Annotated in this window: 19 protein-coding genes and 1 pseudogene; 15 read left to right on the top strand and 5 right to left on the bottom strand. The window is 61.8% G+C overall.

Annotated elements, in window-relative coordinates; translation table 11 throughout:
* Positions 1–371: 371 nt before the first annotated feature.
* The 8 genes and pseudogenes from HXX15_RS00965 to HXX15_RS00930 all read left to right on the top strand — a co-directional run bounded on the left by HXX15_RS00965 (position 372) and on the right by HXX15_RS00930 (position 7,016).
* Positions 372–1,568, top strand: coding sequence for a TrmJ/YjtD family RNA methyltransferase (locus HXX15_RS00965; RefSeq protein WP_296511707.1), 1,197 nt, complete (start codon positions 372–374; stop codon positions 1,566–1,568).
* Positions 1,569–1,708: 140 nt separating this feature from the next.
* The gene (locus HXX15_RS00960) at positions 1,709–1,945 is read left to right on the top strand and encodes an AbrB/MazE/SpoVT family DNA-binding domain-containing protein (RefSeq protein ID WP_296511705.1); all 237 of its coding nucleotides are present in this window, start codon (positions 1,709–1,711) and stop codon (positions 1,943–1,945) included.
* Positions 1,942–2,343, top strand: a complete 402-nt coding sequence (locus HXX15_RS00955) for a type II toxin-antitoxin system VapC family toxin (protein ID WP_296511704.1) — start codon at positions 1,942–1,944, stop codon at positions 2,341–2,343. Before HXX15_RS00960 ends, HXX15_RS00955 begins: the two co-directional genes overlap by 4 nt.
* A gap of 112 nt (positions 2,344–2,455) precedes the next feature.
* A pseudogene (locus HXX15_RS00950) lies at positions 2,456–2,599 on the top strand (IS1595 family transposase); the annotation flags it as partial.
* A 288-nt stretch (positions 2,600–2,887) separates the two neighbouring features.
* Positions 2,888–4,041, top strand: a protein-coding gene (locus HXX15_RS00945) for an IS3 family transposase (RefSeq protein WP_296511702.1) whose coding sequence is annotated in 2 segments (ribosomal slippage) — positions 2,888–3,137 and positions 3,137–4,041 — 1,155 coding nt in all. Because the reading frame shifts where the segments join, the coding sequence is not laid out codon by codon here.
* Positions 4,042–4,101: 60 nt separating this feature from the next.
* Positions 4,102–5,148, top strand: a complete 1,047-nt coding sequence (locus tag HXX15_RS00940; RefSeq protein WP_296511701.1) for an MltR family transcriptional regulator — start codon at positions 4,102–4,104, stop codon at positions 5,146–5,148.
* Between the two features lie 343 nt (positions 5,149–5,491).
* The gene (gene greA / locus HXX15_RS00935) at positions 5,492–5,974 is read left to right on the top strand and encodes a transcription elongation factor GreA (protein WP_296511699.1); all 483 of its coding nucleotides are present in this window, start codon (positions 5,492–5,494) and stop codon (positions 5,972–5,974) included.
* Positions 5,975–6,194: 220 nt separating this feature from the next.
* On the top strand, positions 6,195–7,016 hold the full coding sequence (locus HXX15_RS00930) for an isocitrate lyase/phosphoenolpyruvate mutase family protein (protein ID WP_296511697.1): 822 nt from the start codon (positions 6,195–6,197) through the stop codon (positions 7,014–7,016).
* 15 nt (positions 7,017–7,031) lie between these two features.
* Here the strand turns inward: HXX15_RS00930 and HXX15_RS00925 are convergent, their stop codons facing one another.
* Positions 7,032–7,445, bottom strand: coding sequence for a hypothetical protein (locus tag HXX15_RS00925; RefSeq protein WP_296511695.1), 414 nt, complete (start codon positions 7,443–7,445; stop codon positions 7,032–7,034).
* A gap of 483 nt (positions 7,446–7,928) precedes the next feature.
* Between HXX15_RS00925 and HXX15_RS00920 the strand changes: the two genes are divergently transcribed.
* The 3 genes from HXX15_RS00920 to HXX15_RS00910 all read left to right on the top strand — a co-directional run bounded on the left by HXX15_RS00920 (position 7,929) and on the right by HXX15_RS00910 (position 10,603).
* Positions 7,929–8,219, top strand: coding sequence for a hypothetical protein (locus tag HXX15_RS00920; RefSeq protein ID WP_296511693.1), 291 nt, complete (start codon positions 7,929–7,931; stop codon positions 8,217–8,219).
* A 642-nt stretch (positions 8,220–8,861) separates the two neighbouring features.
* Positions 8,862–9,935: a DUF262 domain-containing protein gene (locus HXX15_RS00915; RefSeq protein ID WP_296511691.1), complete on the top strand. Its 1,074-nt coding sequence runs from the start codon at positions 8,862–8,864 to the stop codon at positions 9,933–9,935.
* 2 nt (positions 9,936–9,937) lie between these two features.
* Positions 9,938–10,603: a HEPN domain-containing protein gene (locus HXX15_RS00910; protein WP_296511689.1), complete on the top strand. Its 666-nt coding sequence runs from the start codon at positions 9,938–9,940 to the stop codon at positions 10,601–10,603.
* Here HXX15_RS00910 and dcm read toward each other — a convergent pair.
* The 4 genes from dcm to HXX15_RS00890 all read right to left on the bottom strand — a co-directional run bounded on the left by dcm (position 10,596) and on the right by HXX15_RS00890 (position 14,992).
* The gene (gene dcm, locus HXX15_RS00905; protein WP_296511687.1) at positions 10,596–11,723 is read right to left on the bottom strand and encodes a DNA cytosine methyltransferase; all 1,128 of its coding nucleotides are present in this window, start codon (positions 11,721–11,723) and stop codon (positions 10,596–10,598) included. The genes HXX15_RS00910 and dcm overlap by 8 nt on opposite strands.
* A gap of 24 nt (positions 11,724–11,747) precedes the next feature.
* Positions 11,748–12,191 (bottom strand): very short patch repair endonuclease, encoded by a 444-nt coding sequence (locus HXX15_RS00900; protein ID WP_296511685.1) that lies wholly within the window; start codon positions 12,189–12,191, stop codon positions 11,748–11,750.
* 84 nt (positions 12,192–12,275) lie between these two features.
* Entirely contained in the window at positions 12,276–12,962 is a 687-nt protein-coding gene (locus HXX15_RS00895; protein WP_296511683.1) for a hypothetical protein, read from the bottom strand.
* Between the two features lie 119 nt (positions 12,963–13,081).
* The gene (locus HXX15_RS00890; RefSeq protein WP_296511680.1) at positions 13,082–14,992 is read right to left on the bottom strand and encodes a sigma 54-interacting transcriptional regulator; all 1,911 of its coding nucleotides are present in this window, start codon (positions 14,990–14,992) and stop codon (positions 13,082–13,084) included.
* Positions 14,993–15,155: 163 nt separating this feature from the next.
* On the opposite strand from HXX15_RS00890, the gene HXX15_RS00885 reads away from it, so the two are divergent.
* From HXX15_RS00885 to cynS, 4 genes are read left to right on the top strand one after another with little or no spacing between them, the layout of a single operon-like run.
* Positions 15,156–16,541, top strand: a complete 1,386-nt coding sequence (locus HXX15_RS00885; protein ID WP_296511678.1) for a CmpA/NrtA family ABC transporter substrate-binding protein — start codon at positions 15,156–15,158, stop codon at positions 16,539–16,541.
* A 55-nt stretch (positions 16,542–16,596) separates the two neighbouring features.
* Complete coding sequence (gene ntrB / locus HXX15_RS00880; RefSeq protein WP_296511676.1) at positions 16,597–17,436, top strand: nitrate ABC transporter permease; 840 nt, start codon at positions 16,597–16,599, stop codon at positions 17,434–17,436.
* 5 nt (positions 17,437–17,441) lie between these two features.
* On the top strand, positions 17,442–18,347 hold the full coding sequence (locus tag HXX15_RS00875; protein ID WP_296511674.1) for an ABC transporter ATP-binding protein: 906 nt from the start codon (positions 17,442–17,444) through the stop codon (positions 18,345–18,347).
* A gap of 33 nt (positions 18,348–18,380) precedes the next feature.
* Positions 18,381–18,869 (top strand): cyanase, encoded by a 489-nt coding sequence (gene cynS / locus HXX15_RS00870; RefSeq protein WP_296511672.1) that lies wholly within the window; start codon positions 18,381–18,383, stop codon positions 18,867–18,869.
* Positions 18,870–18,874: the final 5 nt, after the last annotated feature.

Below are 18,874 nucleotides of genomic sequence, written 5' to 3'. Positions count from 1 at the left end.
AAGCCGCTATAGCACCGCCCAGCGCGGGCTGGAAGGCGAATGGGCGGGCAGACTGGACGGAATTGCATCGCCTCGGGCGATCACCTTGGCGATCGGCGACGGCGGCCGTCGGGCCGCGTTGTTGAAGTTCTTAATGAAGTGTTAGGGAGCGCAGCTGATGTTCTTAATGAAGTGTAAAGGATGCGTGTAATCACTTTGTAATGATTAATAAATCATTCATAAATGAGCGGCCAAACGGCGCCGGGTGCCGACGCCATTGCGGCGCCCCGTTGAAGCGCCGCCTCAACTCTGGCGGTCGACCGCGGCGGATCGGGCAGCTAAGCCACCGCGGCCCCGCTCTTCATCGAAATCGAATCAGAAAGTGACGCCAGATGTCCGGTTCAGGCACCGATAAGACCAAGCCGCAGGCCGCTTTGGCCGGACCGGTTGTCGTTCTGGTGGAACCGCAACTCGGCGAGAACATCGGCATGTGCGCCCGCGCCATGGGTAACTTTGGCCTAACACGCTTAAGAATTGTTAAACCGCGCGACGGCTGGCCCAATGTCCATGCGCGCCGCGCCGCCTCGGGCGCCGACTACATCCTGGACGCGGTCGAGCTGTTCGACACCGTGGAAGCCGCGGTGGCCGATTGCACGCTGCTGTTCGCCACCACCGCCCGCGCCCACGACCAGGCCAAGCCGGTGGTGGCGCCGGAGCAGGCCGCGCGCGAGATCGCCGCGCAGGTCGGCTCCGGCGGCACCGCCGGGATCCTGTTCGGCCGTGAGCGCTACGGCTTGCAGAACGAGGAGGTGGCGCTGGCCGACCGCATCATCACCTTCCCGGTCAACCCGGCCTTCGCCTCGCTCAACCTGGCGCAGGCGGTGCTGCTGATCGGCTATGAATGGTTCAAGCTGGCGACGGCGAACGCGCTGCCGTTCGCGATGCCGGAGCGCTCCGAGCGCGCCTCGCAGCACCAGATGCAGGCGTTCTTCGACAATCTGGTGCGCGAGCTCGACAAGGTGGAGTTTTTGCGCCCGGCCGAGAAGCGCGACACCATGCTGGTCAACCTGCGCAACATCTTCACCCGGATGGAGCCGACCAAGCAGGACATGCACACCCTGCACGGCGTGGTGATGGCGATCGCCGAAGGCCGCAAGGGTCCGGCCAAGGGCGGCGTGCTCGACGGCGAACAGGCGACGCGGCTGCGGGCGCTGCTGGCCGAACACGGTCAGGGCGCGCAGCCGCATGAGAGCGGCACGGTGCGCGGCCTGGCGCGGCTGTTGCGCCGCAACCCGACCGACGCCGAACGGATCCTCTGGGAAGCGCTGCGCACCGACCGCCGCTTCGCCGGTCAGTTCAAACGGCAGACTCCGGTCGGCCGCCACATCCCGGATTTCGTCTCCTTCACGCAGCGCCTCGCTATCGAACTGGTCAATCCCGACGAGACCGAGGTGATCCGCAGCGACCGGGCGTCGCGGCAGCAATGGCTCGAGGCGCGCGACTATCGCGTCGTCAGCGTCGCGGCCGACGACATCACCGCCGACATCGCGGCGGTGCTGGCACGGCTGGAGACGGTGCTGGCGGGGTAGCGCCGGAGCGCCGTCATTCCGGGGCGCGAGCCGCGCCAGCGGTGAGCGAACCCGGAATCCTGCCGCTGGCCAGGCCGCTGATTGCCTTGCGGAGGCGGTCGCCGCGGCCTATGTTCTCGGCATAGGCTAGGAGGAGCCGCATGTCCGATCACAGGCACGTCCGATTGTTTCGCAATGGCCGCAACCAGGCGGTCCGGATTCCGGTGGAATTCGAGTTGCCAGGCAATGAGGCCATCATGCACCGCGACGGCGACCGACTGGTGATCGAACCGGTGCGCAAGCGCGGTCTGGTCGGTCTGCTGCAATCGATGACCCCGATCGACGAGGAGTTTCCTGCGATCGACGATCCGGTGCCGGCACCGGAGCGCGTGCTGTGAAGCGGTATTTTCTGGACACCAACATCCTGTCCGACCTGATCCGAAACCCGCAGGGCAAGGCGGCGCGGCGGATCGCCAAAGTCGGCGAGGCCGCCATCTGTACCAGCATCGTCGTCGCGGCCGAGTTGCGCTACGGCTGCGCCAAGAGCGGCTCGGCCAGATTGTGCAAGGCGGTCGAGGATCTGCTCGGCGAAATCGAGGTACTGCCGTTCGAAGCGCCGGCCGACGCCGACTACGGCGACATTCGGGTGACGCTGGAAGCCGCCGGCACGCCGATCGGCAGCAACGATCTGCTAATCGCCGCCCACGCCAGGGCGCTGGGGGCAACCATCGTCACCGCCAACACGCAGGAATTCAAGCGCGTTCGAGGTGTGAAGGTCGAGAATTGGTTGGAGTAATGAGAGCGGAGGGATGATTGAGAACGTAGGGGGTTGGCACCGAAGGCGCGTAACCCACCGGGCCGGATCGCCGGTCGTCGGATCGTAACCCACCGCAGCTCCGGGCAGCAAGGAAAAGCGCCTGCATCGATATCTGGCGGAATTTAATTTCCGCTACAATCACCGCGTCGGCTCGGGTTACAGCGATATTGACCGCACCAAAGCCGTTATCAAGGCCATCGAAGGCAAGCGCCTCACCTATCATCAAGCTCACTGAGCCTGTTTTTAAATACAAGGCGGGGCGCTTCCTGCGCTGGCGAAAGAAGCGTAAGAAAAGAGAATAACCCGCCTACGTCGCGCGCCTTTTGTCTTGCGATACCCCTCGCTTTGGCGAAGTCGGTTTGATGGACTTCAGTGGTTTGGGCGGGGTTTTCACGGTCGCCTTGAGCGCGGCCATAAATCGTTTCTGCGTTTCTTGCTCGCTATATTCGTCGTCGGATTGATTGAGCTGCTGCCGGTTTGATGGACACCGAGATTGGGTGTTTCATGAAGCCGGAGGTAGGCCATGCAGAGACGACGATTCAGCCGAGAGTTCAAGATTGAGGCGGTCAAGCTTGTCAGAGAGCGCGGGGTATCGGTAGCGCAGGCTGGCCGAGATCTGGACGTTCATGAGAACGTGCTGCGCAAATGGGTGAAGGAGTTCGGCTCCGATCCTGCGCAGGCGTTCCCCGGCCACGGCCAGGTGAAGCCTGAGCAATTGGAGATCGAGCGTCTGCGGCGCGAGGTCCAGAAGCTGAAGGCCGAGCGGGATATCCTAAAAAAGGCCGCAGCCTTCTTCGCGAGGGAAGCGACATGAAGTTCGTCTTCATCGCGAAGCACCGGACCATCTGGCCGGTGGCATGGCTATGCGAAGCAATGGGCGTCTCGCGGTCGGGCTTCCATGCCTGGCTGAACCGCGCGCCCAGCGCCAGATCCCGCAGCGACGAAACGGTCGGCCGGCAGGTCAAGGCCAGCTTCCTCGGCAGCGACCGGACTTATGGCGCTCGCCGGCTCTGGCGTGATCTTCTTGCCGATGGCGTCGACTGCGGTCTGCACCGGATCGAGCGCTTGATGCGGATGCAGGCCCTGCGCGCGCGGCCCCGCCGGCGGCGGCTGCCGAAGGACGAGGGCGATCGTCAGCTGCTGAACGTGCCGTCCAACATCCTGGACCGGCAGTTCGAGGCCGAGCGACCGAACCAGAAGTGGATCGCCGACTTCACCTACATCTGGACGCTCGAGGGCTGGCTGTACGTTGCGGCCGTGATCGATCTGTTCTCGCGCCGGGTCGTCGGTTGGTCGATGAGTGCCAGCATGACAGCTCAACTGGTCGCGGACGCTCTGCTGATGGCGGTGTGGCGGCGCGGCAAACCGGATGCCCTGCTGCATCACTCCGACCAGGGCAGCCAATACACCAGCGAGCAGTTCCAGCGGCTGATGGTCGACAGCGGCATCATTTGCAGCATGAGCCGATCCGGCAACGTCTGGGACAACGCGGCGATGGAGAGCTTCTTCTCGTCGCTGAAGACCGAACGCACCGCGCGCAAAATCTATCGCACCAGGAACGAGGCCAGGGCAGATGTGTTCGATTACATCGAGCGGTTCTACAACGCCATCCGACGTCATTCGACGATCGGGTACGTCAGCCCCGTTGAGTTCGAGCGCAAGGTGGGATTAGCTTAACCGGGTGTCCATCAAACCGGCAGCTGCTCAGATTGCCATTTATGTTAATGAGGATAGCAGATGTCGCAGGAAGAAGGTAGTGGCTCTAGCCCACAAACTACCATTGAAACAGTGCTTGCCGAGGACAAGCGCCAAGTAATGTTGCGCCTTGGAAGTGGCGAAGACGCAACTTTCATAACGGCCCTCAATACGGCTGCCGTTGAAGCGCTGATTAGTGCCCTCGGAACTGCGCGTGGCCAGATGCTAGAGCCCGTTCCTGACGAATTTTCGAACCTACCTCTCGCGGCGTTTGATCCCCGCTGGAGGGTTGGACCAGACAACCAAAATAGGTTCGCTACGTTTGCGATCCGCCACCCTGGCTTAGGCTGGTCTGCATTTGGATTCCCCCGCCACGAAGCGGGTAACATCGCCAAGTGGTTACGGAAGGTGACTACGATCACAAGTACGCTAGACACACAATCTACCAGGGCAACATCCTTTGGCGACGACAACTTCTTACTAACGACAGAGGGCCTAGGTTTCTATTATTATGGTAAGGGCGAAAAGCGAATTGGCCCAAATCCTTTTGAACAAGTCGAGTTTGACTCTGATCGAGCGGCGGGAATTGTTGCGGGATCGATAGCGGAGACTCGCCTTGAGCAGGCTCTTCAATCCCGATTGCGGAAAACTGACACCTCCAAATTACAAGAAATCTCAGGTCAATTGTTTCGGCCAAGCGGAGCCCTTGGCCCATTCAGCATTAAGATTGATCTTGCTTACCTGATGTGTCTTCTATCGGATGAGGCATACAAAGACCTCACAAACATAAAGAACATCAGAAATGATTTCGCCCATAAACTAGATCACGATTCCTTTGATGTACCCAGTATACGAGATCGCTGCAAAAATCTTGTTCTCGTAGATAGGCACGTCGGGCCGGTTCCAGACTGTGACCTATACAAAACCAATGCTGCACCCATATTACGATCTGATCCCTACATGGGTCTCCCGGACTACCAACAGAAACTTGCCGACCCTCGGTTCCGTTACACCATGACAGCACAGCTAATTAGTTCTGCCTTGGGACAGGCTTCCGAAAATCCGGGCGGTCCTCTTCCTCTGCTTTAGCCAGAATGATGGCGGTCCAGACAGCGGCGACCAGCCGACAAATCGACGGACTCAGGCGGTCGGCCAAAGCCTCTTCCAGCTCCGGATCGCTCCGCCGGTACCATTGCTGCAGCAAGAGGCAATCAATGCACTAGCGACATCAAATGAATCAGAAACCGAGAATTACGCAAAACTCTCTTCAAGCCGGCGCGGAACGATTCCGCGGGCGCGAAGGTTGAGCGCCTGACGCTTCGAGCAACTGCCGATGGTGCCACCTCGCCGTGCGACGGACTTTCGCCGCGTTGCCCGATTTGGCAAAACCGCTATAGCTGGCGGGCTGCCCTAAATCGAACGGAGTTCCCGCGTGAGCGTCGCCTTCACCAAGGAAGACAGTGCCGAAACGGCGTCGGAGACGATGCTGCCGGATCGGCCGATTTCGCCGCATCCGAATTGGGTCACCGCGGCCGGCCTGGCGGCGCTGGAGCATCAGCTGGCGCAGGCGCGCGCGGACTGCGCGGCGGCGCAGGCGATCGAGGACGTCAATGAACGACGCCGGCAGGAGGCTGCCCCGTTGCGGGATGCGAGATACTTCGCGGCACGGGTTCGGACCGCTCAGGTGATGCCAGATCCGGCCTCGACCGACACCGTTGCGTTCGGCAGCACGGTGACGTTCCGGCGCGGCGACGGCCGGGTGCAGACCTATCGGATCGTCGGCGAGGACGAGGCCGATCCCAAGGCGGGCACGATCTCGTTCGTGTCGCCGGTGGCCAGGCTGTTGCTGCGCAAAGCCGTCGGCGATGTCGCAGGCTCCGGCGATCATGAGCTCGAGATCATGGCCATCGCTTAGCTGGCCCTTCGCCTGGTCGCTCGTGGGTCATTCCGGGGCGCAAGCCCATCCGGCGAGCGAACCCGGAATCTTGCGGCAAGGCCGGGCGCTGAGCGAGATTCCGGGTTCGCTCGCAGCGAAGCTGCTCGCGCCCCGGAATGACGGCGTCCTTTACGTCGTGCGCTTCAACGCAATGGCAGGATGCTCTAGGCTGCGCCGCAACAGCCATGGGAGAGCGCCGATGACGATCACCACCGCCGACAAGCGCGCGGCGTTTCGCCGATTGCATGACCAAGGCTGCTTCGTGATTCCCAATCCATGGGACGTCGGCAGCGCGCGGCTGCTGCAGGGCATGGGCTTCAAGGCGCTGGCCTCGACCAGTTCGGGCTATGCGTGGTCGACCGGCCGCGCCGACAATCATGTGTCCTGCGACGACGTGCTGGCGCATCTGACGACGCTGTGCGCGGCGACCGATCTGCCGGTCAACGCCGATTTCGAGGCCGGCTTCGCCGACAATCCGCACGGCGTCGCCGCCAATGTGACGCGCGCGGTGGCCACTGGGATCGCCGGGTTGTCGATCGAGAACTCCACCGGCAAGGCCGAAGCGCCGCTGTATGACGACGGGCTGGCGGTGGAGCGGATCGCCGCGGCGCGCGCGGCGATCGACGCCACCGGGCATGACGTGATGCTGGTGGCGCGCTGCGAGGGTTTCTTGTGGGGCGAGCGCGATCTGAACAAGACGGCGGCGCGGCTGGTGGCGTTCGCCGCGGCCGGCGCCGATTGCCTCTACGCGCCCGGCGTGTCGACGCGCGCCGAGATTGAAACGTTGGTCAAGGCGGTGAGCCCGAAGCCGCTGAACGTGCTGACGGTGCTGCCGACGATGACCGTCGCGGAGCTCGCCGACATGGGGGTGCGCCGGATCAGCGTCGGCGGCGCGCTGGCGCGCAGCGCCTGGGCCGGATTCTTGCGCGCGGCGCGCGAGATCGCCGGGCAGGGGACGTTCACGGAGTTTGCCCATGCGGCGAAGGGCGGCGAACTCAACAAGCTGTTTGCGGAGCAGTGAACTCGTCCGCGTCCGTCAGGCGAACAATCCCGCGGCTGCTCCGAGCAGGATGAGGCCGATTCCCACCGCGCTGGGGACGACGGGCGTATCGGCCCGGGGCTCCGTCTTGCGCAATTGCAGCGCGACCCAGAGCGGCGCCAACAGCGCGATCAGACCAACGCTCGCCAGCGCCCATGGCGCCCAGCGAGCATCTTGGTAGAGAGCGTAGCTGAACCACGCGATGCTTGCCCCGAGACTCAAAAATCCGGCGCCGATGATCCTCATCATGCCGATGATGATGGCCTGCAGGCGCGGCTCAACCTGCTCCCATGGTTTGCCGGTCACCTGGGCATGATAGGGCGTATATGACTTCGCGAGCAGATATTTCAGACCGATCGCGATCGCTGCAATCACGGACAAAGTCAGAAATGTCAATGCGACGTACAGCATCGATTAGTCCTCGCGAAAATGTCCAACAGCAATGAGATCGCATCGTTGGAAAAAACGCGGCCAAAGTCAAATCGGGCCGGCCGCGCCTTGGGCAGCAGCAAGCGTAGCCCGCATGAGCGAAGCGGCATGCGGGTTTCCCCTGCTGATGTTGACCCCCGCATATCGCTGCGCTGATGCGGGCTACTTGCTTGATCCAATTTGAGTCTGATGGCTCGGCGGCTCGCCGACAAGACGTTCGATTTCCGCTTGTTCCAACGTCGCCCCCGACACCCGCCAATCTTTGTTGGTGGATTGGCCAATTCCAATAGGCGCAATGTTTTTCAAGTGTCGTGTGTGTCGGACTGCTATTGCCCGAATGGAGGAAGCGCCTTCCCAGCCTGAAGCAGAGTTGCGGGCGCCAGGCTGCGAAAGGACAGGCATCCTCATGTTCACCGGCGTTCCGCGCCGAACCCATTTTCTCGATGATGCCTTGGAGGGAAAACAATGCGAATGCTGCTGCGAACTCATCTGGATGCGAGCGACGGAAGCGAAGCGATCAAGTCCGGCGCACTGAAGAAGGCGATCGCGGCCTTCATGGAAAAGTTCACGCCGGAAGCGGCCTATTTCACCGTCGAAAATGGCAACCGGTCGGGTCTGTACGTCTTCGACCTGAAAAACTCCAACCAAATGCCGCAGGTCGGAGAACCGTTTTTCGACCTTGGCTGCAAGGTGACGTTGACGCCCTGCATGAGCGCAGAGGACCTGCAGGCCGGTTGGGCAGCGGCTGGGCTCTAGCATCGAACGATCCGCCGAGATTTTTCGCGCCGATCGGTATCGCCCGGACAATCTCCGGGCGATGGGGCGCGCGCAGAATTTGGCGCTCGTTTTCACCACCGGCAGCATGCGTAGGGCGCAATAGCGGAGCGTATTGCGCCGTCCCCGATCAAACCGCAGAATGGCGGATCACGCTTCGCTGATCAGCCTACGGGGCGGCGAAGGGCGCGGAACTGAACGGGTTGTCTGCGAAGAATGCGGGAAAATAAGGGTCTCGCTGCAGAAGGGTGAGTGCCGCCCACGAGGGCTCCCGGAAGCCTGGTGCCGACGCCGACGGTCCGCCTAAGGGTGATGCCCGAATGGAGATCCCCGAGGATGAAGACGCGGCCCGCCTGTGGAACAGGAGGTCGGTGATTCGGACTCGCCCAGCAGCACCAAGCAAGTTACTGAAATCCCGAGAGATTTATTGCCTGCAATGCGCGCGCGCTTTTAGTCGCAGGATTTTGAGCAAGGTTTTGGACAGCGTGACGCACATTCCCGCGTGCTCAGTATCGCAGCCAAATCAGCGCGTCGATCTCATCGCCGTCCCCAGATGATTGAAAATAGTAACTTGTTCGCTCATAGCGGTTATAGTTGGATGGGTATGTTCTGGGGGCGTGGTTAATGAGTGAGTATGAAATTTTTTCGGGCTTCATCAATCGCCCGTCCGATGATGAAATAACGGCTATCATCGAAGAGGCCCGCCGCGACGTTCGATATCTCGTGACCGACTATCCTGTCGAATTGCTGGTGAACAAATTTGTCGAAGAGCCCGAACAAGAGGGCGATATTTACATCCCAGAATACCAGCGAAAGCTACGTTGGACCGATCAGGCCCAGTCGTACTTTATCGAAAGCGTCATTCTTCGCATCCCAGTACCCCCGATCTTCTTTTACGATGTGAAGGGGCGTCTTGAGATCGTGGATGGCTCGCAGCGCGTGCGTACGTTGGCTCGTTTCGTTAATAACGAGTTCGCGCTGGGCGAGTTAGACAAGCTGGACGTACTCACAGGCCTTCACTACCGCGATTTTCCAATTACGGTGCAGAAGCGGCTCTTCAACACACCGATCCGCTCCTTCGTGCTTGATGAAGGCACCGACGAAAGCACACGCATCGAACTCTTTCGCCGTCTGAACACGACGGGAAAGACCCTGCACGACGCCGAAATTCGGAAGGGCGCGTTTCGCGGCCCGTTTTTGGACTTGATACTTGAATGCGCGCAGTCTGCGGTATTCAGGGTTCTTACGCCAAGAATAGCGAAGTCCGCCGATCCGGATAGTGAACGTCAAGAGCTCGTTACTCGATTCTTGATTTACTCGGATTTGTACACTGAGTTTAAGCACGATGTCCGAAGGTTTCTCGACCAGAATGTCATTCGTCTGAACAAGAGAATAACTGAGCCTGAGATTGACGCGAAGCGAAATGAGTTCTTCGCTACAATGAGTTTCATCGCGGAAAATTACGCGAACGCGTTCTACCGGAATGGAAAGGGCGGCACACTACCCAGAGTGAGATTTGAGGCGATAGCTGTAGGCACGTGTCTGGCGTTGCGTGAAGATCCGGCGCTCCAATATCATGGGTCATCCAATTGGATATTTGGCTCTGAGCTCAATGCGCTCGTGCGCACTCACGCTTCGAACAGCGGGCCGCGACTTCGCGACCGGATTGAGTATGTGAAAACAAAGCTGCTGGCGTAGCCATGCTTGAGGGGCAGTTCAAAGCTAGGCTTCGAGGTGTGTCCGCGTATCTCAGATCGCTCCGCGAACTTGAGAAGAGGCATAAGACGCCCGGCAAGGGCTTCTACGGCGCAGCTTCCGCATTAGCCGCTTCGCGTGCTGCGTCTTTCATTATGATTTACAACTGTGTTGAATACGCGACGCGGGAAACAATTGTCAGCGTGCGCAAGCGGATGGAGGGCGACAGCGTTGCCTTCATCGAATTGGAGAAATACTGGCAGCACGAAATTCTTGAGGCGCATTTCAAGAAGAAATTTGAAGATGGCGTAAATCACATCTCGATAATTAGGGAGTTTGCGAGTTTCACTCCTGGAAAGATCACTTGGCTTCATAAAAAAGGAGACATACCTTTCTCTGGTAGTATTGACCACGAAAAGCTTATCAAGTTTGCCAAGGATATCGGCGATCGAAACTGGCGGCCACCGCACAGTTCTCTTGGTGGCTCGGACTTAAAGACTGTGAAGATTGCTCGGAACGCGCTCGCTCATGGTGAAGATACGTTTGAGGTGGTTGGCAGTAACTATTCGATTGACGACATCTCGGACAAACTGAAGCGAATAAAATCGTTCATGTGCTCATTCATCAAGATGATGGAGCGGTACGAAGCGGATCGGAAGTATCTCAACTGACGTAGTTGCGTAGAGCAGGTATAAACTCGGCGTCTGTTTTCAAAGAACTCTTCTCTATCCGTGACAAAAAGCCGGCGGCGGCGCGAGTTGATAGCTTGTTTGTATCAAGAAGGCCGAAGTCTTTGAGGCGCTCAATCGTTGCAGTCTCAGGCCCTTCGTGATCAAACCTAAAAAACAAAGGTGCCTGTCCTGATTGGCCGAAAGCCGCGCTGGCGGTGGTGCTGAAAGTGTGCTCGCCGAGACAATCGGGTGTAATTTTTCGACTTTCTTTTATAGATCTGCCAATCCACTCGACGACCGGCACGCTGACGGCGTTGCCGACTAGCTTCCAGCGACCGCGCTTCTTTGCATCCTTGAGAGGGCCTACGGCCGTCCAGTCGATGGGGAAGCCCTGCATACGCTCCGCGTCCGAGATGCCGGGCGTGTAAAAATCTCCCGTGCGCTTGTTCCAAATCGCGGGCGGAGACGGAATTGAAAAAGAAGAGCCTCCTTTGAGCGGCGGGACTGCTTCAGGTGACCAGCCCAACCCGGTATTTCCTTCGGTCCAGTAAAATCCGAAAAGATCAGCGTTTCTTGCGTCCGTTTGTATGGATGTGTCCACGCCGCCGAAAAGGATCGACTGCGGCACGATCTCTCTCGACCCGAGGATGAAGACGCGGCGCCTACGTTGTGGGATGCCGAACTGTCGGCTGTCGAGCACGCGATAGGACCACTTGTAGCCTAGCCTCTCAAGGTTCGATGTAACGTACTTGAGTGCCGCTCCCTTTTTTAGATGCAAGGCAAAGGCAACATTTTCCAGAAGAATGAACTCGGGTTTGTGCTTGCTGGCCTCGACGAGGCGGAACACTTCGGAGATCAGTCCTGAACGATCTCCATCCAACCCAGCCGTTCTTCCGGCTTGGCTCAGGTCTTGGCAGGGCCATCCGGCGGTGAGGATTTCACATTGGGGTAGTCGCTTCAACGTTCGCACGTCTTTGCGGACCGTAACGCCTGGAAACCTGCACTGGAGAACCGACCGGGCAAGATCGTCGTTCTCGCACATCATCACAGTTTCGAAGCCGGCCCGCGACAGGCCGAGTTCGAAACCCCCAATACCGCTGAAAAGGCTAACGACGCGCATTCACAGTCCCGAGTTACGCGTCGTTTAGCAGGTTTGCGCCGAGAACTCGAGCTCTTTCTTTACCTGTGTGGCAATCGACCTTGCGACAGTGGCGGCAGCATTCGCGGAGGACAATTCGCATTCCCAGACCACAAGAACCTTCCATCCCGCATTTTCCAGCGCGACCTTGGCGGTGCGATCTCGGGCAATATTCTTCGCGAATTTTTCTTGCCAGAATTTTGCCCGCGTTGCTGGGGTCGTGGCCTTGCGGCAGCCTTCGTGACGATGCCAAAAGCACCCGTGGACGAAAACAACCATCAGGGCCGCTGGAAATACTAAGTCCGGACTACCTGGCAGATCGCGGCGATGCAATCGGAAGCGGAGGCCGAGCCGGTGAACGGCGCTACGCAAGGTGACTTCCGGCTTGGTGTGCTTTTGGCGAACCGCAGCCATCATTGACGACCGCTTGTCGCTTGAAACAATATCCACAGACAGCTCCCGTCAACGCTTTATGGTGACTGAGTGATGGTTAAGCGGTTGTGGGGTCATCTACACTATTCGTGTGGCTTTGCGCTACCGCCTCCGCCTCGGCCCCCGCCGCCGCGGCGGCTCGCGCTCCGGCGGCGTATGGGCGTCTTCCAGCAGCGCCATCGCGGCGTCGGGGATGCGGTCGAGGGCGACGCCGCCGCGGCGCATCTCCTTCAGCGCGGTGCGGATCGCGGTGTCGCGGTCGATCCAGTCCTGCCCGGTGCGTGGCGCCGGACCGGGCCTGCCGGGCCGGCCGCGGCCTTTGACGGTCAGGCGCGCCATCTTCAGCACCTGCATCGCCTCGATCAACCGGTCGAGATCGACGCAGGGGTTTTGCCACAGCTCGTCGACGCAGCGCTCGGCGAGCAGATGCAGTCTGGTGCCGAGCATCCGCAGCTTGAGCCTGCGGCCGGCGCGCGCGGTCGGCACGGTGTCGCTGGCCCGCGGCGCGAACGGGTGGCGCGGCCAGCCGCCGTCGCGGGCCCAGCGCCCGACGGTGCCGGCACTGACGCCGGTCTTTTCCGCGATCTGCTTGTAGGTCAGCGTGCTCTGTTCGATCAGCCGGCGGACAGTGGCGACCGTGGCGTTGGTGTGCAGCCGCTTGCAGCCCTTCGGGCGGCCGCCCGGCACAGGCGGCGGTCCGTCGTCCACCGCGGCCAGCGCCGGCCGCTCCACCGAGGAGTCGATGACGCGTATGCGGGGGGCAAAGAGAGGAACGAGAGGATAGGGCATGCCGACTCCCGTTAGCCGCGGTCCAATCGACTGCGGAATATATACCTAGGATCGGAAAACGCAAGGGAGGCGCGTCCGGGGCTGAACGGGTTGGTTGGAGGAATGACGACCTTGGCGCCTCAGCCGATCGGTCCCCGCTGCGCCGCGATCCCGAGCGCCTTGATCCGCGACGCCAGCGTGGTCGGCTTGATGTCGAGCAGCGCCGCGGCGCCGTCATTGCCGAACACCTTGCCGTTGCAGGCGCGCAGCGCCGCGGCGATGTTGGCGCGCTCGAGATCACGCAGCTCCGCCGCCGTCATCACCGCGGGCGCGGCGTCGCCCTTGTGGCGGTGGGGGCCTGGCGCGGGATGGCCGGGCGTCTCTGGCAGATCGAAACGCAGCCGGCCGTTCTGCGCCAGAATGGTGGCGCGCTCGATGACGTTCTGCAGCTCGCGCACATTGCCGGGCCAGTCGTAGCGCGACAGCCGCTTGGCATCGCCCTGCGACAGCCGAAGTCCGGATTTCAGTTCCTTCTCGCTACTGAGGAAGTGCTGCGCCAGCAGCGGGATGTCCTCGCGGCGTTCGCGCAGCGGCACCGATTCGATCGGAAACACGTTGAGGCGGAAATACAGATCCTCGCGGAAACGGCCGCGCGCCACCTCCTGCTTGAGGTCGCGGTTGGTGGCGGCGATCAGCCGGACGTCGACCCGGCGGGTGCGTTCCTCGCCGACGCGCTCGAAATTGCCCTCCTGCAGCACCCGCAGCAGCTTGCCCTGCAGCTCCAGCGGAATTTCACCGACCTCGTCGAGAAACAGCGTGCCGCCGTCGGCGAGTTCGAACCTCCCGATGCGGTCGCGCACCGCACCGGTGAAGGCGCCTCTGGCATGGCCGAAGAATTCGCTCTCGAACAATTCGCGCGGGATCGCCGCGCAATTGACCCGGATCAGCGGCCGACCGCTGCGCGAACTCGCCTCGTGGATGGCGCGGGCGATCAGCTCCTTGCCGGTGCCGGATTCGCCGGTGATCATCACCGCCGCGGTGGTCGGCGCCACCAGCGTGACCTGCCGCAGCGTCTTCTGGATCGCCTCGGATTGCCCGATGATGCCGCGCGGGTTGGTCTCGATCCGGATTTCCTCCTGCAGATAGGCGTTCTCCAGTTGCAGCCGCTCGCGCAGCCGGTCGACTTCGGCGAGCGCGGCGTGCAGCTTTTCGTCGGCCTCGCGGCGCTGGCTGACGTCGCGAAACACCACGACGGCGCCGACCACGATGCCGCGGTCGCGGATAGGGGTCGAGGTGTACTCCACCCACACCTTCGAGCCGTCCTTGCGCCAGAACACTTCGCCGTCGACCGTGTGCACAGCGCCGTCGCGAAACGCCGCGTAGATCGGGCAATCGTGGTCCGGATAGTGCGTTCCGTCATGATGGCTGTGGTGCACGATCGGGTGGATCGGCTTGCCGACCAGTTCCTCGGCGGTCCAGCCTAGCATCCGCTCCGCCGCCGGATTGACGAAGGTGGTCTTGCCCTCGGCATTGACGCCGTAGATGCCTTCGCCGGCGGCGCGCAGGATCAGCTGATTTTCACGTTCGATATCCTGGAACACCCGCTCGACCCGCTGCCAGGCCGACAGCCCGCTGCGCATGTAGTCTTCGGCGGCGGCATCGACATGGCGCCGCCGGCGCTGGTCCAGATCGCTCATGGTCAGCAGCAACAGGTTACGGCCATGGTGCGGCAGCACGGTGCCGGCATATTCCAGCCGCAGCGTCGTGCCGGTGGCGTGGCGCGGCGTTAGCGCGTGGGTCCAATAGGCGCCCTTGGCGAACACCGCCTGGGTGAACACGATCAGCGCCGGCAGCTGCCCGGGGTGCAGCGCGCTGATCCGGGTCAGCTGCAACGCGGCGCGGTCGAAGCCGAGCAGGGCGCAAGCGGCCGGATTGGCGTCGATGATGCGGTCGGCCGCCGGATCCAGCAGCAGCGCCGGCTCGATCAGGCCGTCGAACACGATCGCCCGCGCCGCGGCGTCGGCGAGCGGGGAGAGCAGGCCGGGATCCATCGGCAGACTCCGAGATTTCGTAATTGAGCTACGATATTTCGTATACTACGGAATATCGTAGCCGGCAAATTCGGACAACGCGCTGCGGCCATTGCGCATTTCCCTACGGCCGGGCTGGCACACTCCTTGCGTTATTGGCGATGGCGTCACGCAGGGAGGTTTCATGTCCACATTCGACAACCCGTTCGATCCGAACCGCAGACTTCACGCCTCGGGCTGCGGCTGCGGCCGGCATAACAGCGAGGCCGAGCACCAGGCCGCGCAGCAATTGCAGATCCAGGCCGCGCTCGACAGCGAGCAGACGCGCTACGAGGGCGTGGTCGCCTCGGCGGTGATGCGGGCGATGTTTCCGCAGGACGCCAGCCGGCGCGCCTTCCTGAAATCGGTCGGCGCCGCCACCGCGCTCGCCGCGGTGTCGCAGTTCTTCCCGCTCAAGACCGCGACCGACCTGTTTGCGCAAGGCGGGCCGCTGGAGAAGAAGGACCTCAAGGTCGGCTTCATCCCGATCACCTGCGCCACGCCGATCATCATGGCGGCGCCGATGGGGTTCTACGCCAAGAACGGCCTCAACGTCGAAGTGATCAAGACCGCCGGCTGGGCGGTGATCCGCGACAAGACCATCAACAAGGAATACGACGCCGCCCACATGCTGAGCCCGATGCCGCTCGCCATCACCATGGGGGTCGGCTCCAACCCGATTCCCTACACCATGCCGGCGGTCGAGAACATCAACGGCCAGGCGATCACGCTGGCGATGAAGCACAAGGACAAGCGCAACCCGAAGGATTGGAAGGGCTTCAAATTCGCGGTGCCGTTCGACTTCTCCATGCACAACTACCTGCTGCGCTATTATCTCGCCGAACACGGCCTCGATCCCGACGTCGACGTGCAGATCCGCGCCGTGCCGCCGCCCGAGATGGTCGCCAATCTGCGCGCCGACAATATCGACGGCTTTCTCGCGCCCGATCCGATGAACCAGCGCGCGGTGTTCGACGGCGTCGGCTTCATCCATCTGTTGACCAAGGAGATCTGGGACGGCCATCCGTGCTGCGCCTTCGCCGCCTCCAAGGAATTCGTCACCGCGATGCCGAACACCTACGGCGCGCTGCTGAAATCTATCATCGAGGCCACCGCCTTCGCGCACAGACCGGAGAACCGCAAGCAGATCGCCGAGGCGATCGCGCCGGCGAACTATCTGAACCAGCCGCAGATCGTGCTTGAGCAGATCCTCACCGGCACCTACGCCGACGGCCTCGGCAATATCGTCAACCAGCCGAACCGCATCGATTTCGATCCGTTCCCGTGGCAGTCCTTCGCGATCTGGATCATGACCCAGATGAAGCGCTGGGGTCAGGTCAAGGGCGACATCGACTACGCCGGCATCGCCGCGCAGGTCTATCTCGCCACCGACGCCACCCGGCTGATGCAAGAGGCCGGCATGACGCCGCCGACCACGACGACAAAATCGTTCTCGGTGATGGGCAAGCCGTTCGATGCGTCGAAGCCGGAGGACTATCTCGCCAGCTTCAAGATCAGGAAGGCGTCGTGAGCCGCAGACAGCGCGCGCTTCACCCTCCCCTGGAGGGGGAGGGTGGAGGGCAGCCATGACCCGTTCCCTTCGCCTCCGCGCCGCGCTGATCTCGGTGCTGATCTTCGCGGCCTTCATCGGCAGCTGGCATCTGGCCACGCGCGGCACCGGCGCGGTCGCAACCATGACTCCCGAATACGCCAAGCTGATGGGGCTGACCGCAACGCAAGGCAAATCGGCGATGCCGGGCCCGCTCGATGTCGGCGCCAAATTGTGGGAGCACATGAGGCGGCCGTTTTACGATAACGGCCCGAACGACAAAGGCCTCGGCATCCAGCTCGGCTATTCGATCGCGCGGGTCGGGCTCGGCTATCTGCTCGCGGTCGTGGTGGCGATTCCGCTCGGCTTCCTGATCGGGATGTCGCCGCTGCTCAACAAGGCGCTCGATCCGTTCATCCAGATCTTGAAGCCGATCTCGCCGTTGGCCTGGATGCCGCTGGCGCTCTACACCATCAAGGATTCCGGGCTGTCGGCGATCTTCGTGATCTTCATCTGCTCGGTGTGGCCGATGCTGCTCAACACCGCGTTCGGCGTGGCGTCGGTGCGCAAGGAATGGATCAACGTCGCCCGCACGCTGGAAGTCGGCACCGTGCGCCGCGCCTTCACCGTCATCCTGCCCGCGGCGGCACCGACCATCCTCACCGGGATGCGGATCTCGATCGGCATTGCCTGGTTAGTTATCGTCGCGGCCGAGATGTTAGTTGGTGGGACCGGCCTGGGTTACTGGATCTGGAACGAATGGAATAATTTGTCGATCACCAATATCATGATCGGCATTCTGTTGATCGGGCTGGTCGGCATGCTGCTCGACCAGATCCTCGCACGCGCAACCCGGCTCGTGACGTTTCCGGAGTGAGCGCGATGATCGACAAATTCATCTCCATCGAGGGCATCGCCAAGCGTTATCCCGGCGCGGACGGCGGCGCGATCGCGGTGTTCGAGAATCTGTGGCTGTCGCTGCCGCGCGGCGAATTCGGCTGCGTGATCGGGCATTCCGGCTGCGGCAAGACCACGGTGCTCAACATCCTCGCCGGGCTGGATCAGCCGAGCGACGGCGTGGTGATCGTCGACGGCCAGGCGATCGAGGGCACCAGTCTCGACCGCGCGGTGATCTTCCAGAGCCACGCGCTGCTGCCGTGGCGAACCGTGATGGGCAACGTCGCCTACGCGGTGAGCTCGAAATGGCGCGGCTGGGACAAGGCCAAAGTCCGCGCCCACGCCCAGACCTTCATCGACCTGGTCGGCCTCACCGGCGCCGAGCACAAGCATCCGTCGGAACTCTCCGGCGGCATGAAGCAGCGCGTCGGCATTGCGCGGGCGCTCAGCATCACGCCGAAAATCATGCTGATGGACGAGCCGTTCTCGGCGCTCGACGCGCTGACCCGCGGCTCGCTGCAGGACGAGGTCCGGCGCATTTGCCTCGAGACCGGGCAGACCACCTTCATGATCACCCACGACGTCGACGAGGCGATGTATCTGGCCGACAAAATCTATCTAATGACCAACGGCCCTGGCGCGGTGCTGGCCGAGGTGGTGGAAAATCCGCTGCCGAAGGATCGCGTCCGGATCGATCTGCACCGGCATCCTTATTACTACGCGCTGCGCAACCACATCGTCGATTTCCTGGTGACGCGCAGCAAGACGTTTGCCAGCATGACGCCGGACCACGACCCGCGCCGGGTGCCGGTGGTGCGGCCGCAACTGAGCGAGCCGGCGCTGGTTCCGGCTTCCGGCAGCCACGGCCCGGCGCAGGCCAGCGCGCGCTGATCGTCCATCCAGATCAATCCGAAGGAGACCAACATGAAGCGAAGCGACCTCACCGAAAAGCTGCTCGACATCAAGCGCGACAATGGCTGGAGCTGGAAGCACATCTGCGAGCAGATCGGCGGGTTCTCCGAGGTGCTGATCGTCGGCGCGATCCTCGGCCAGATGAAATTGACGAAGCCGCAGGCCGCCAACGCCGGCGAGCTGTTCGGCTTGAGCAAATCCGAGATCGCGATGCTCAACGAAGTGCCGATGCGCGGCGCGGGCGTTGCGATGCCGCCGACCGATCCGCTGATCTACCGGCTCTACGAACTGGTGATGGTCAACGGCCCGGCCTGGAAGGCGCTGATCGAGGAGGAATTCGGCGACGGCATCATGTCGGCGATCGACTTCGACATGGCGATGGAGCGCGTCGCCAATCCGAAGGGCGACCGCGTCAAGATCACCATGAGCGGCAAATTCCTGCCGTTCAAATATTACGGCGCGACGGGCAACGTGCAGGAATACGGGTTCAAGGAAGAGTAGGGCGC

This window comes from Rhodopseudomonas sp. (genome assembly GCF_013377015.1).
In the GTDB taxonomy this organism is placed as follows: Bacteria; Pseudomonadota; Alphaproteobacteria; order Rhizobiales; family Xanthobacteraceae; genus JARJEH01.
Note: the sequence above shows the minus strand (reverse complement) of the source record. Positions and strands in the feature narration are given on the sequence as shown.

Excerpts from the sequence above, each read along its gene's own strand:
- HXX15_RS00930 (WP_296511697.1), top strand. The coding sequence starts at position 6,195 with ATGACGATCACCACCGCCGACAAGCGCGCGGCGTTTCGCCGATTGCAT.
- cynS (WP_296511672.1), top strand. The coding sequence starts at position 18,381 with ATGAAGCGAAGCGACCTCACCGAAAAGCTGCTCGACATCAAGCGCGAC.
- HXX15_RS00960 (WP_296511705.1), top strand. The coding sequence starts at position 1,709 with ATGTCCGATCACAGGCACGTCCGATTGTTTCGCAATGGCCGCAACCAG.
- HXX15_RS00885 (WP_296511678.1), top strand. The coding sequence starts at position 15,156 with ATGTCCACATTCGACAACCCGTTCGATCCGAACCGCAGACTTCACGCC.
- ntrB (WP_296511676.1), top strand. The coding sequence starts at position 16,597 with ATGACCCGTTCCCTTCGCCTCCGCGCCGCGCTGATCTCGGTGCTGATC.
- HXX15_RS00890 (WP_296511680.1), bottom strand. The coding sequence starts at position 14,992 with ATGGATCCCGGCCTGCTCTCCCCGCTCGCCGACGCCGCGGCGCGGGCG.
- HXX15_RS00875 (WP_296511674.1), top strand. The coding sequence starts at position 17,442 with ATGATCGACAAATTCATCTCCATCGAGGGCATCGCCAAGCGTTATCCC.
- HXX15_RS00915 (WP_296511691.1), top strand. The coding sequence starts at position 8,862 with ATGAGTGAGTATGAAATTTTTTCGGGCTTCATCAATCGCCCGTCCGAT.
- HXX15_RS00895 (WP_296511683.1), bottom strand. The coding sequence starts at position 12,962 with ATGCCCTATCCTCTCGTTCCTCTCTTTGCCCCCCGCATACGCGTCATC.
- HXX15_RS00940 (WP_296511701.1), top strand. The coding sequence starts at position 4,102 with ATGTCGCAGGAAGAAGGTAGTGGCTCTAGCCCACAAACTACCATTGAA.
- HXX15_RS00910 (WP_296511689.1), top strand. The coding sequence starts at position 9,938 with ATGCTTGAGGGGCAGTTCAAAGCTAGGCTTCGAGGTGTGTCCGCGTAT.
- dcm (WP_296511687.1), bottom strand. The coding sequence starts at position 11,723 with ATGCGCGTCGTTAGCCTTTTCAGCGGTATTGGGGGTTTCGAACTCGGC.
- HXX15_RS00965 (WP_296511707.1), top strand. The coding sequence starts at position 372 with ATGTCCGGTTCAGGCACCGATAAGACCAAGCCGCAGGCCGCTTTGGCC.
- HXX15_RS00925 (WP_296511695.1), bottom strand. The coding sequence starts at position 7,445 with ATGCTGTACGTCGCATTGACATTTCTGACTTTGTCCGTGATTGCAGCG.
- HXX15_RS00920 (WP_296511693.1), top strand. The coding sequence starts at position 7,929 with ATGCGAATGCTGCTGCGAACTCATCTGGATGCGAGCGACGGAAGCGAA.